The following is a 13,859-nucleotide window of genomic DNA, read 5'->3' as shown; positions in this document are numbered from 1 at the left end:
TTGCAAAAGGCTTCAAAGATAAATCTGACCGCCTAAAGGCGGTGGTTTTAACCCTGCTTCGGACAATAAAGTCGGCACCTGCTTCTCTAGCTCGAACACCTACATCGGTTATTTCGATCCGACTAAATGCTATACCTACACAGGCGTGCCGAGTGACCGATATCTCTCGCAATCGAGTTGGAAGCTGGAGAAGGCCGATAGCTATCAAAACAGCAACCGGCCTAGCGCTGCATTCGATGGCGATCCATCGACCTTCTGGCACACCCAGTGGAGCCCCAACTCGCCCAAACATCCGCATTACATCATCATTGATCTCGGCAAGACCGAGACGATCAAGGGATTTGAGTACGTCCCCCGACCATCGGGAGAAAATGGCACCATCGGGAACTACGAGTTCTACGTCAGCAGCAGTTCCTCGCTTCCAAACGCGAGTGCGCTAGCCGCTAGCGGCTCATTCAGCTATGGAACTACTGGCGATACGCAGGAGGTGATCTTCGACACGGCGAAATCGGGTCGTTACATCATGCTGCGAGCCCTGAGCGAGGTTAATGGCAATGCATGGACCAGCGTGGCCGAACTGCGTCTGATCCAAAACACCGGCCCAGCTTACTACTTCGCCCCAAACGGCGAGGTTTCAAACGGAAGTTGCGGTGGCAGCAAATGGAGTGGCAATTTCCTCAACTGGGCCACCATGACCGCGATTGACGAATTCATACATACCATGACAGGAGGCAACCGGATCTACGACTCCAAAACCCAGGTCATTGTCGAACGGGCGCGAAAACAGAGCAACGATTCCTGGTTCCCCTACAAAAAGATTACCTCCCATCTCAATGATGTCACGCCCTACAGCTCCAATACCGGCGCTTTGTGGATCTACAACTCCGCCTATGGTTTCAATATCTCCACCAAATCCGACTCGGCCGCCGCTGCGAGCGGAACTGGATACATAGGGTCATTCAACGTCAAGGTCGAGGTCTGCAATCAAACCGAGGGCGTCGAGAGCAACTGCACCAAATACACGGACGGATCAGGCATCTGGTACAAGCCGGAAGGCCTAATGCAACGCAACATGCAGCGGATGCGCTTCGGGATCATGGCCTATTCCAACGACAACGACCAAAACCGCGACGGTGGCGTACTACGTGCCCCAATGAAATATATCGGACCGACACTCCCCTCCGGAGAGGTCAATCCGGACAAGGAATACACTTTGGAAGGTGCGTACATCGACAATCCGGAGGGTTACTCGGGCGGAAACAGCGGCGTCCTCAACTATTTAAACATGTTCCACAAGGCCGGATACAAGCAATACGACCCGGTCAGTGAACTCTTCTACGAGTGCCTGAATTATTACAAGCACCGAGGGCCGACCAGGACCTTCTATGAGAATCTGACAAATACGGAGAAAGGCGGATTCCCTGTCTATACAGACTCCAACTCCTGGAAGGATCCAATCCTCTATTGGTGTCAAACCAATTACATCATCGGCCTCAACGACGCCAACCCCTGGCTCGACAAGAAACTGCCCGGCACATGGTTCGCGAGCGGCTCAAACTGGTGCGATCGGCCCAGCGCTGGAGTCGGAGACTGCGGCCTGCCTAGCAACCCGGATCCGGACATCAATGTCACATCGCTGACGAACAAGGTCGGCGCATTCGAGAGTCGGGGCAAAATCGGCGAAGATCTAGCATCCGGCGCTGGCGGACGCTACAACAGCAACTACATCGCCGGACTTGCCTATTACGCCAATACCAACGATATCCGCGACACCCTGAAGGGCACGCAGACCGTCACCACCTTCATGATCGACTCTCAGGAGTACTCCTCATCTCCAACCCTCGGCAACAAGAACGTCCTCTGGCTGGCAGGCAAATACGGCGGCTTCGTGGACGCGAATGGAGACAACGAGCCGCAACAAGGCGAATGGGACTCCGACAGCGACGGAGAACCGGACAACTATGTGCTAGCCACCAGCCCAACCAAGATGGTCAACGCGCTCGAAAAGGCATTTAGCGTCGCGACTGCCGGTCTCAAATCATCCCAGGCCGCCGCCTCGGTCGGACTTAACACCCGCACCGGTCTCGGCGCTGTCTATCAGTCCGCCTACGTCACGTCCTACCAAGACACCACGACTGCGGCCAACCGAGTGGAATGGATCGGTGAGATCAAGATGGCTCCGATCAACGCGGATGCGTCCATCGGGAGCGTCGCTTGGAATGCGCTTGATGTCTTGAAATCGGTCGATCAGCCGACCCAGAACCGCACCTGGGACAGCGCGGATGCCAGGAAGCGTTACGTCTTTACCTGGTTGGACGAGGACCTCGACGGCGCCGTCGATACGGGGGAACAGATCATCCTCGACAGCAGCGCTGTCGACTCGGACACGTACCCCTTCTTCGACCTGGTCTCCGTCTCCGACAAGACGAATACCACGGCCATGTCCGCTGCACTCACGACTGTGACCGAATTGGTCGATTTCATTCGTGGCGATACCACCGGTGCCAACGTGCGCAACCGCACCGCCGATTTCGATGGAAACGGTGTCACCGAACGTCTGTTGCTGGGCGATATCGTCCACTCCCAGCCGGTAGCCGTGGGCAAACCCTCCGAGGACTTCGACCTACTCTACGACGACGTGACCTATGCAGGCTTCAAGGTGCAGTATAAGAACCGTCGGACTGTCGTCTACGTGGGCGCCAACGACGGCATGCTTCATGCTTTCAACGCGGGCTATTACGACGGCTCTAGCTACTCCACCTCGGGCAGCGGAGCGGCTCATGCACTGGGCGCGGAACTCTGGGCCTACGTTCCCTTCAACCTCCTGCCGCATCTCAAGTGGCTGGAGTCAACGGCCTACGACCATACCTACTATATGGACGGCCCCATCAAGGCATTCGATGCCAAGATATTCACGGAGGATGCCGACCATCCCGACGGCTGGGGAACCGTTCTAGTGGCCGGCATGCGCCTGGGCGGCTCACCCATGACGGTCGACACGGGTGATGACGGATTCGGCGATAGCGACCCCTCGGACGACCACGAGTTCGCCTCCGCTTGGGTGCTGCTCGACGTAACCAATCCAGAAAAACCTGCGACTGTACTCGCCGAAATCAAAGACCCGAATAGCCCTTTCGCAACGGGAATGGGCTATTCCTTCAGCGAGCCAGCCGTTTTCACGATACGTGAGAACGACGACAGTCCAAATGACTGGTATTTGGTCTTTGGCAACGGACCAAACAGCTTGGCAACGGTAAATTCGGACCAGCCAGCCAAGCTCTACGTCTACAAGCTCAACGAGAATGACCGCGGATTCGTGGACGATTACGATCCGCTCGTCCTCAGCCCGAACCACACCGGCTTCGTCGGCGCCGTAACCAGCGTCGACTGGAACCTCAACTACAAGGCCGACACCCTTTATTTCGGCACGACCGGCTCGGGAACAGGGGCAGGCCGTTTTTTCAAGATCGAACTGGGCGAGGATACCGATCCGTCGAATTGGGAATTGACCGAAATCATCAATCTTGGCGCACCCGTATCGATGAAGCCGACGGTCACCGTAGACAACCAGAACAAGCATTGGGTCTATTTCGGGAGCGGCCGGCTCGAAACGGATTCCGACACCTCGCTTACCCAGCAGGAATATATCCTGGGCATTCGCGACGAGGCAGGCGATGAGTACCCGATCAGCCTCTCAGACCTCAAGGACGTAACGGACATCGTTGTGTACAGCAATGGCTCCGTCGAAAACGCCTACGAAAATGGAAACAGCATCGGCACTCTCTCGGCATTGGACGCGGTCATCAATACATCACTTCAGCCTGACGGTACACACAAATATTTCGGCTGGTACCGTAAGCTGGACAAAGACACCACCGACCCCAGCGAACGCAATCTTTCACGACACTCATTGCTGGGCGGAGCGCTGATCACCACGACCTACCAGCCAGACCTCGACCTCTGCACGCTCGGCGTCAGCTATCTCTACGCCCTCTACTACCGGACTGGGACGGCCTACAGCAACAGCAATGCGACAGGCGGATTCCTGGGGTACGGAAGCGCAGGCACAAATGGCAAGTCGGCCGCTCACGTGCGCGTGGAGATCGCCCAAGGCATCGCCATGTCGCCCGCGCTGCATATCGGCGAGGTAACTGAAAAAAATACAGCAACCGATCAGGTCACAGCCGTCGTGCAGGACTCCAACGCCAACATCCACACCCAAACGCTCGAAACCGAACGCGCGCTGGAATCGGGGGAGATCTCATGGCGCGAAATCGGAACCTCATATTGAACTTGACGAGGATGGTCGAACAATGAGAAATCGCTTGCTCGGATTCACCCTGATCGAACTCATGATCACGGTCGCAATCATCGCCATCCTGGCGACAATCGCCTACCCATCTTATCGGGAACACCTCCAACGATCCCGCAGGACGGTAGGCGAATCAGCCCTCACCGAAATCGCCTCCAAGATGGAAGCCTATCGGTTCCGCAATAAGACCTACACCCAGAATCTCGGCGATCTGGGATACGCGACCAGCGGAAACAATGCCTGGAACACCTTTCCGACGGAGGCATCCTCAACCGAGAATTACTATCGCGTCCAGGTCGTCGCGGCCACCACAGACTGCCCGATCGCCAGTTGCTTTCTGCTCCTGGCAGCCCCCCAGAACTCCCAGGCGAGCGATCTCTGGCAGTTCCGTCTATGGAGCACCGGTCGCAAGCAAAGCAGAGAGGGGACGTCAGGAAGCTGGGGCAGCGGCTGGGCGAATCATTAACGGGCGCAACTTCGAAGCCTGGTAGACCCACCACACCACCGGGCTCCCGGCGTGCAGGAAAAGTGTACGAATGGACGCCCCGCATTACGGATAAGATTACAATCATTTCAAACACTATGCTCCGCGACCTCGTGCGCCGATTGAGATCGGCCCTCCTCCCTGCCTCGACCATCCTAGCTACCTGTGCCTAACCTACAGTCATCCCCCCTCCTCGCCGCCCTCCCCATGGGCGCGCTCATCCTGGATCACCGGCTCTCCGTGCTAGAGGTGAACGACGCCTTTCTGGACCTATTGGAGCACACCCGAGAACAGGTGTCGGGGACGACATTTGAAGACTTGCTACTCACCCCGATCGACGAAGCCCTGACCACGCTTCTGAGCGACGACGCCACGCAGCGGCTGGAACTGGACGTCCGCTTTACCCTTCAGCGCGGCGGAATCTTGTCCGCTTCGATCTCAGTCTCGCGCATACCGGATTCGGCCGAGAATCCTCCAAGACTCCTGGCGATCGTTCTCCGCCACGCGATGGACCAAACGGATGTCAAACCCACCACCGCAGCGGACGAAGTGCTATCACTGATCCAAGCTGCCAGTTGGGAGCTGGAACTTGCGACCGAACGCATCTACGCCCCGAAAACCTGGTGCGATCTTTGGGGGTTTTCGCCGGATGAAACGATCGATCACAACGACGCCATCCAGCGGATCCTGCCAGCGGATCGCGAGCAGGTGCTCGCTGCCCTCCGGCATGCATGCGAAACAACAGAGCCCATCAGCATCCGCTTTCGCGTCCCTGACGCGAACGGCGAGATACGCTGGTTCGAATCCACCGGCCAGATGAAAACCACTGAGGGTTCGTTGACCGGCAGGATGTACGGCGTGGTCATGGACATCACGGAGCGCTGCAAGATCGATCAGGCGCTCGCGCGCTACGCCGATATCGTGTCCTCGTCCCCGGATCGAATCGCCTACGTCGACAGAGGCTGCCGTCTGCTTGCCGCAAACACGCCCTTCCTACGCGCGGCCCACCGATTGCAGGCCAGGAATAATATCGGTTACCCCTTTAAGGATGTCTGCGGCGACGGGCCATTGACCGCCCTGCTCTACCGCAGCCTGGGCCGCTGTCTCGATCGCCAAGACATCGTCGTCGAGGACATCCGCGAAATCGGACGAAACGGCCTGCCACGCGATGCCGAGGTTCGCCTCTTCCCCCATCTCGACGATCAGGGAGCCGTGGCGGGGATCGTCATCAATATCCGCGACGTCACCCAGCTACGCGGGTCCGAACTCCGTCTGCGCCAGTCGGCCGCTGTCTATGCCTCCACCTCGGAGGGCGTCGTCATCACGGATGCGGATGGCACCATCGTCTCCGTGAATTCGGCCTTTTCGCAGATCACCGGATACACGGCAGCCGAGGTCGTCGGCAACAAGCCGAATCTGCTGAACTCCAATTGGCACCCCAAACGTTTTTTCGTGCGCATGTGGCGGCAACTGCTTCGGAGCGGTTTCTGGCAAGGCGAGATCTGGAACCGTCGCAAGGACGGCGAGATCTATTGGCAAAAGCTGACCATCCGCAGCATTCAGGACTCGCGCAACCGAGTGGTGAATTTCGTCGGCGTCTTTGCCGAGAGCACCGCAAACCTCGGCTCGGCCCCGCGACGGGCCGAGCACCTGATCCATTACGACGCACTGACCAAACTGCCCAACCGGTTGCTGTTCGAGTCGCGACTGGATCATGCGCTTGAGCTGGGACAACACAAGGGCGCGCTGATCGCAACCCTGCTGGTGGATCTTGACCGCTTTTCGCACATCAATAGCAGTCTGGGGCATCACATCGGCGACGAACTCCTGCGCGCGATCGCCTTCCGTCTACGCGAGACCGTCCGACCCTCCGATACCCTGGCGCGACTGCGCGCGGACCAGTTCGCCCTGATCATCGAGGATATCGCCGACCCCAAGGAGGTCGAGGAGATCGCCCGCCGGCTTCAGTCCACGCTCGGGGCGACCATCTGGGTCAACGGCCACGAGATGTTCGTCACCGTCAGCATCGGCATCGCCTTCAATACGGGATCCGACATCGAGCGACAAACGATCATCGCCCGCGCCGAATCGGCACTGCGCCTCGTCAAGCGCCAGGGTCGCAATGGCTTCCGCATCGCGACCGCAGGACCCGCCGAACCCATCAACGACCAACAGGGCATGGTCGAGCTGATGAGAAACGGACTTCGCAAGAACGAATTCAAGGTGCTCTACCGCATCGGGCACAATCTGCTGACCAAGGACTGCAGCGCCGTCCAGGCCAGACTCCACTGGACGCAGCGCGAGCAGGGACTGATTCCTCCCGAGCGCTTCCCACTGCTGACCAATGACAGCGGTCTGCTCCTGGAATTGGGCCAGCTGACCCTGCACACCGCCTGCGAACAACTGCAGGCGTGGCTCTCGCGGGGACTGGCAGTGGAATCGATGCTGATCGGCATCTCGGAGGCTCAGCTCGTCCGTAGCGATCTGATCAAGACGCTCACCCTTTTGGTCAAGGAGAATCCCTTGATCGCGCACCGGCTGGAACTCGAATTCAGCGAGTCGCTGCTAGTGAAGCACCGCGAGCAGATCGCCGAGGTCTTCAGCGGAGCGAATCGCCTCGGGATCCTCACCAGCCTCTCCGAGGTCGGAGCCGGTTGGACCGCGCCCGCCGTACTCCAGCGACTGCCGATCAAAACGCTCGGCATTCATGCGGATTTCGTCGAGTGCCTCTCGGACTCGGTGCACGACCAGGCCGTGGTTCAGGCCGTCATCAACATGGCTCAGGCACTCAACCTCAGCACGCGCGCCGATGGAGTCCGCTCGGACAAGCAATTCAACCTGCTGTCGAACATGGGCTGCAACCAGGCCCTGGGCGACCTGTGCGGCGAACCGCTCTGCGCCGCTGAGATACAGACGTTTCTGGACCCGAACAGCGCGCCCAGTCGCTCGCCGACCTACAAAAGTTGAGCCACTGAGTCTCGCTCCTTGCACCCCCCCGGCGAGACGTGTCTAATCGATACAGTCCGCACTGCCGAACGAGCCTCTTTATGTCAGTCCCCGATCTTGCGCCCATACCCGAATCCTCGGGTCTGGTCGATGCCTACACTCCGCTTGCCGACTGCTTCGACGAGATGCGCACCGCCGAGGGCGAGGTGCGTCCGCACTGGCAGTACCTGCTGGACGCGCTGCGCACGCTCGGCCCGACCGGGATAGAAGAGCGCTGGCGCGAGGCGTCCCGGCTCATTCGCGACAACGGGGTCACCTACAACCTCAATGGCGACCCGCGCGGCATGTCGCGCCCCTGGGAGCTAGATCTGCTCCCGCTGCTGATCCGCAGCGAGGAGTGGGCCGAGCTCGAGCGCGGACTCATCCAGCGCGCCGAGCTGTTCAACCTCATTCTCGCGGATCTCTATGGCCCGCGCGAGCTCCTGCGACTGGGTCTGCTGCCCGCCGAACTGATCGACGGCGACCCCGGTTATCTCCTGCCTTGCCACGGCATCGAGGTCTCGGGCGGACGCCCCCTCATCCAGTATGCCGCCGACCTCACCCGCACCCCGGACGGACGCTGGCGCGTCATCGGCGACCGCACCCAGAGTCCGCTCGGTGCCGGCTACGCGTTGGAGAACCGAGTGGTACTCTCACGCGTCATCCCCAGTCTGTTCCGCGACTCGCACGTGCATCGACTGGCCGGATTCTTCCGCTCCACGCGCCAAACCATGGCGCGGCTCGCGCCCCATCGAGGCGACGAGGCACGCGTCGTGGTGCTCACGCCCGGCCCGCAGAACGAGGCCTATTTCGAACACGCCTATCTCGCCAACTATCTGGGCTACACCCTGGTTCAAGGCGGCGACCTCTCGGTGCGCGACGGGGCCGTCTGGCTACGCACGCTTGGCCGGCTGGAACGCATCGACGCCGTGCTGCGTCGCGTCGACGACGCCTGGTGCGATCCGCTCGAACTGCGCGAGGACTCGCTGCTGGGCGTGCCCGGATTGGTTCAGGCCGCACGGGCCGGAAACGTGATGCTGGCCAACGCGCTGGGCAGTGGCGTGCTGGAGCAACCGGCCTTCATGGCCTTCCTGCCAGCGCTCTGCCAGCGCCTGCTCGGTGAGTCCCTGCTGCTCCCCGACATCCCGACCTGGTGGTGTGGCGACCCGGACTCGCTCGCTCAGGTGCTGGACGACCTCGACCGCCTGACCATCCGTTCCTGCACCCGCACACCCAATCAGCTCCCGCTGTTCCCCGCCGCGATGGAGCCTGCCGCGCGTGACGCGCTGATCGCCGCGATCAAGCGCAATCCAGGCGGCTATATCGCCCAGGAGCGCATCCAGCCCTCCACGGCCCCGGCCCTGATCGGACAACGGCTCGAACCCCGACCGAGCGTGCTGCGCACCTTCCTGATCGCCGAGGAGGAAGGTTACGCGGTCATGCCGGGCGGACTCGGACGCGTGGCCCTGAGCCATGACGCAACGCTGCTTTCGACCCAACTCGGCGGGCTGGGCAAGGACGTTTGGGTGCTGGCCTCCGAGCCCGAGCGCCAGGAGAGCCTGCTGCCCACCGCCGAGATGCAGACCCCAGCCGTCATCCAGGAAAGCGCCGTCTCCAGCCGCGTCGCCGACAATCTGTTCTGGATCGGACGCTATGCCGAGCGCGCCGAGGGCCTGGTGCGGCTGCTGCGCATCACCATCTTCAAGTTCTCCGAGCGCGGTGATTACCGAATCTCCGAGGGCAACGCCTCCTGTCTGCGCTCGCTGCTGGAGGCGATCACCAACCAGACCCAGTCCCTTCCCGGCTTCATCGGCAAAGGCGCCGAAAAGCGTCTGATCGATCCGGTTCCCGAACTGCTCGCGCTCATCTCCGACCGCACCAAGGTCGGCGGACTCCCGCGCACGCTGGAGGCATTGGGGCAGGCGGCCTACTCGGTGCGCGACCGTCTTTCGGTCGACACCTGGCGCATCATCAGCGACATCGAGCGACTGCTCGGCAGCCTCTCGGAGCACCCGCCGACCCAGCTCTCCCAGGCGCTCGACGAACTCGACCCGCTGGTCACCTCGCTGGTCGCCTTCTCCGGCCTGAGCCAGGAGAACATGACGCACAACGAGGGCTGGCATTTCCTCGAAACCGGCAGACGGCTCGAACGCGGAACCTCCATCGCAAGCCTGCTGCAATCCACCCTGGTACCCGTGGCGAGCGAGCAGGACGAGAACATGCTGATCGAGGCGGTGCTGGGGATCAGCGACAGCCTTATCACCTACCGCCGCCGTTACCGAGGCGGCACCCGTGTCGGCGCGCTGCTGGATTTGGTGCTCCAGGACGAGGGCAATCCACGCGCCCTCGCCTATCAGTTCGCCATGCTATCCAAGCTGGTCGCCGATTTGCCCAAGGGCGATCTGGCGATGGGACGCACACCGGCCGAAAAGGTGGTGCTCAAGAGCCTGACGGACATTCGACTCGCCGAGATCAATCAGCTCATCCAGGTCGAAAAACAGGGGCTGCGCCGAACCGCGCTCGCCAAGATGCTGATCAACCTCGACCAGGGACTGGCCGCGCTCTCCGACGCCATCACCGCCCAATACTTCCGTCACGAAGAACAACCACACAGCCTGTTGCGCCGGACAGGGACGACTCCCTCATGAAGTTCCGCATTCAGCACGTCACACGCTACGAATACGCAGAGACCGTCTCGCTCTGCCATAGCATCGCGCACCTGAAACCTATCCAGTCGCGTCGACAGCAATGCCTGACATCCACCGTCAGAGTCAGCCCCTGGCCGGCCGTCACACGCGAACACGAGGACTTCTTCGGCAACCGGGTCAGTTATTTCTCGATACAGCAGGCCCATGACGCCCTTGAGGTGACGGCTCAGAGCGAGGTCGAGGTCACGCCCTTCGCACTGCCCGAGGGAGACAAAACACCGAACTGGGAGCGCGCCATCGAGCGTCTGTACGACAAGGGCGACGGTCTCATGGTCGAGGCCCGTATCTTCACCCTGCCCTCGCCACAGATCCCGCTGGACCCGGCCGCGCGCGACTATGCAGCCGTTTCCTTCACTCCGGGCCGCCCCATTCTGGAGGCCACGCTCGACCTCATGGGGCGCATCTATCACGAGTTCGAGTACGACCCCGCCTCGACCACCGTGACGACTCCAGTCGCCGAGGTGATGGCGAATCGTCGCGGCGTCTGCCAAGACTTCGCCCATGTCGCCATTTCGGGACTACGCGGACTGGGCGTCGCCGCGCGCTATGTCAGCGGATATCTGGAAACCCTGCCGCCGCCCGGTCAGGTCAAGCTCCAGGGAGCGGACGCCTCCCACGCCTGGTTCTCGGTCCTGATCCCGGACATCGGCTGGGTCGATTTCGACCCGACCAACGACCAGGTACCGGCCGAACAGCACATCACGACCGCCATCGGACGCGACTTCCAAGACGTCACGCCGCTGCGCGGGATCTTCTATGGCGGCGGAACGCAAGACCTGATGGTCGCGGTGGACGTCGATCGCATCGAAGAAACACCGGCGGCTTGACGCCCCGTAGCCCGGATGACGCAGAGCCCAATCCGGGGACATCAGGTCCGACGTCAGACCGGTTTCGTCCCGCCCCGATGGCGCGCGATCAGACGCACGTAGTTGTCGGCCACGTAGTCCAGGTATTCGAGCTCGCGATCGGTCAGTGCGCGCACACGTCGAGCGGGGGCGCCGAGCCAGAGGAATCCACCGTCGAGCACCTGCCCCGGCGTCACCAAGGAGCCCGCGCCCAGCATGGTCCGAGGCTTGAGAACGGCCCGATCCAGAACACGGGCGCCGATGCCGACCAGACAATGGTCCTGGATCTCGCAGCCATGCAGCACCACCTGATGACCGACCGTCACCCCATCATGAACGATGAGCGGCGCGCCGCCCGGCATGAAGCGGCTTTCGTGCGAGACATGCAGCACGCTTCCGTCCTGGATATTGGTCCGCGCACCGATCTCGATGCGGTGGATGTCGCCGCGCACCACGCAGAGCGGCCAGATGGAAGACTCGGCAGCCAAGGTCACGTCGCCGATGACCACAGCGGTGTCATCCACCCAGGCATCTTCGGCGATCCGAGGTGAGCGGCTCTCGAAGGGGCGGATATTCGGGCGCATGGCACTATCTCTGTCTCCAACTCGGCTCATGGCAGCCACTCCGGCCATTCTGATGTCATGATTCGGCCCTCTTAATTCGATACTGAACGGAAAAGTCGGATGCGTTCTTTGCTCAAGGTCCTGGGTTGGCTGCTGACCCCAATGCTACTCCTGGCACTGGTCCTGGGGGTCACGGTGTATCACGACCGCCACGCGGTGGTCCCCGAGGACGAGAGCCTCACCGCCGGGGAGCGCGCCTGGACCAGGAACTGGCTGCTGCAACATCGCCCATCGGCCAACAAACCCGGCCAGTGGATCCACCTGGACCTGTCCGAGCGCGAGCTCAACCTGATCGCCAACGAACTGCTCGACAAGCTCGGCCCCGGACAGACGCGAATCCATCTCGACGACGGCAGGGCCCACATCAAGCTCTCGCTGTCACTGCCCTGGGATCTGGTCCAAGGCTATCTCAACCTGCAATTCGACCTGGTCGAAACCGGGCATCTGCCGGTCATCGAATCGGCCCGTCTGGCCGGGCTCCCCATTCCCAGCTCGCTGATCCAGTCGCTGGCCGACCGCGCCCTGTCGTCCGTCGACCACAGCGAGCTGCTGCGCGATCTCAGCATCGAGCCGGATCATCTCGCCCTGACCTACGCCTGGCGCCCGGATCTGGTGGAGCGCATCGGCAGTGGAATGCTGGCTGCGGCCGACCTGCCACGGCTGTTGCGCTATCAGGAGGAGCTGAACCGCTGGGCCAGCGAACATCCACGGCCCCGGAACATCCCGCTCGCGGATCTGCTGTCCCATCTCTTCGCCACGGCGGGCGAGCGCTCGAAGAACGCGGATCCGATCCAGGAGAACCGCGCTGTGTTCATGGTCCTGGCGGCCTACGTCAACGGTCAGACCATCCGCGACCCGAGCCGAGAGAGCGACCCCAAGGTCTCCACGCGCCCGCGTACCGTGGTGCTACGCGGCAGGCACGATCTGAGCCAGCATTTCGCCGCCTCGGCAGCGATCGCCATCCAGGGCAGCGGCACCTTCTCCGGCCTGATCGGCTGGTACAAGGAGATGTCGGACTCCAAGGGTGGCAGCGGATTCAGCTTCCCGGACATGGCGGCCAATCGCTCCGGAATCCGGCTAGCAAAGCTCGCGACCGACAGTCCGGAGGGCGCACGCTGGCTCCAGCACGCCGCCGCCCAGGGACTCACCGAGGACGACTTCATGCCGCGCATCGACGGTCTGCCGGAGGGCATGGACCGACAGACATTCATCACCGATTTCGGCGACGACAAGGCGCGTCGCTATCGCGAGACGATCACCCACATCGACCAGCGTATCGACGAGCGCCCGCTGTACCGACAACCGCAGAGCTGATGAAAGTACCAGCCGCCAGCCGCCAGCCGCCAGCCGCCAGCCGCCAGCCGCCAGCTAATGTAAAAGCCCGCCGCTGAAGGCCGGCAGCTCTCCCTGACATCAAGGCGTCCGGGCGACGGCCCAGACATCGATCCGCTCGGCTCCGGCCCGACGCAGCACGCGACTCAGCTCGACGACCGTGCTGGCGGTGGTGACCACGTCGTCGATGATCGCCACATGCGACCAGCCGAACGGCGCTCGAGCGCTGAAGGCGCGGCGCAGGTTGCGCCGTCGGGCGCGCTCGTCGAGCCCGGCCTGGGGCGGGGTCGAGGCGATCCGCGCACAGCAATCAGGATCGACCTCAAGCGCCAGCTCGCGTCCCACCACGCGGGCGATTTCAAGCGCCTGATTGTAGCCGCGCTCCCGGAGTCGTCGCGGATGCAGGGGGACCGGCACCAGCGCATGCGGCATCGAGAGCCCCCTCGCGCCCACCTCGACGGCCAGACACTGACCGAGCAATCGGACCAGATTGAGGCGCCCCTCGAACTTGGCCCCACCGACGAGGCTCGTAACCTCGGCCTCGTAGCGGAAGGCCGTCATACAGCGATC

8 protein-coding genes are annotated in these 13,859 nt (G+C 61.8%); 6 read left to right on the top strand and 2 right to left on the bottom strand.

The annotated features are described in order from the left end of the window. Nucleotides 1-145 precede the first annotated feature (145 nt). The 5 genes from ACFSJC_RS03165 (at nt 146) to ACFSJC_RS03145 (ending at nt 11,316) form a co-directional block, all read left to right on the top strand. Nucleotides 146-4,291 (top strand): PilC/PilY family type IV pilus protein, encoded by a 4,146-nt coding sequence (locus tag ACFSJC_RS03165; protein WP_386023094.1) that lies wholly within the window; start codon nt 146-148, stop codon nt 4,289-4,291. A gap of 22 nt (nt 4,292-4,313) precedes the next feature. Continuing rightward, nucleotides 4,314-4,778, top strand: a complete 465-nt coding sequence (locus ACFSJC_RS03160) for a type IV pilin protein (protein ID WP_386023092.1) — start codon at nt 4,314-4,316, stop codon at nt 4,776-4,778. A gap of 183 nt (nt 4,779-4,961) precedes the next feature. Beyond that, nucleotides 4,962-7,763, top strand: a complete 2,802-nt coding sequence (locus ACFSJC_RS03155; protein WP_386023089.1) for a sensor domain-containing protein — start codon at nt 4,962-4,964, stop codon at nt 7,761-7,763. 80 nt (nt 7,764-7,843) lie between these two features. Then, on the top strand, nt 7,844-10,429 hold the full coding sequence (locus ACFSJC_RS03150) for a circularly permuted type 2 ATP-grasp protein (protein WP_386023087.1): 2,586 nt from the start codon (nt 7,844-7,846) through the stop codon (nt 10,427-10,429). Further along, nucleotides 10,426-11,316: a transglutaminase family protein gene (locus ACFSJC_RS03145; RefSeq protein WP_386023084.1), complete on the top strand. Its 891-nt coding sequence runs from the start codon at nt 10,426-10,428 to the stop codon at nt 11,314-11,316. The genes ACFSJC_RS03150 and ACFSJC_RS03145 overlap by 4 nt, the downstream gene beginning before the upstream one ends. A 53-nt stretch (nt 11,317-11,369) precedes the next feature. Here the strand turns inward: ACFSJC_RS03145 and ACFSJC_RS03140 are convergent, their stop codons facing one another. After that, the gene (locus tag ACFSJC_RS03140) at nt 11,370-11,918 is read right to left on the bottom strand and encodes a gamma carbonic anhydrase family protein (protein ID WP_386023081.1); all 549 of its coding nucleotides are present in this window, start codon (nt 11,916-11,918) and stop codon (nt 11,370-11,372) included. A gap of 99 nt (nt 11,919-12,017) precedes the next feature. Here ACFSJC_RS03140 and ACFSJC_RS03135 point away from each other — a divergent pair, with 99 nt between their 5' ends. Further along, nucleotides 12,018-13,271, top strand: a complete 1,254-nt coding sequence (locus ACFSJC_RS03135; protein WP_386023078.1) for a hypothetical protein — start codon at nt 12,018-12,020, stop codon at nt 13,269-13,271. Between the two features lie 99 nt (nt 13,272-13,370). Here the strand turns inward: ACFSJC_RS03135 and ACFSJC_RS03130 are convergent, their stop codons facing one another. Next, nucleotides 13,371-13,850 (bottom strand): ComF family protein, encoded by a 480-nt coding sequence (locus ACFSJC_RS03130; protein ID WP_386023100.1) that lies wholly within the window; start codon nt 13,848-13,850, stop codon nt 13,371-13,373. Between the last annotated feature and the right edge of the window lie 9 nt (nt 13,851-13,859).

Origin of the sequence: Thiorhodococcus fuscus, from assembly GCF_042682685.1 — a bacterium.
Lineage (GTDB): Bacteria > Pseudomonadota > Gammaproteobacteria > Chromatiales > Chromatiaceae > Imhoffiella > Imhoffiella fuscus.
Note: the sequence above shows the minus strand (reverse complement) of the source record. Positions and strands in the feature narration are given on the sequence as shown.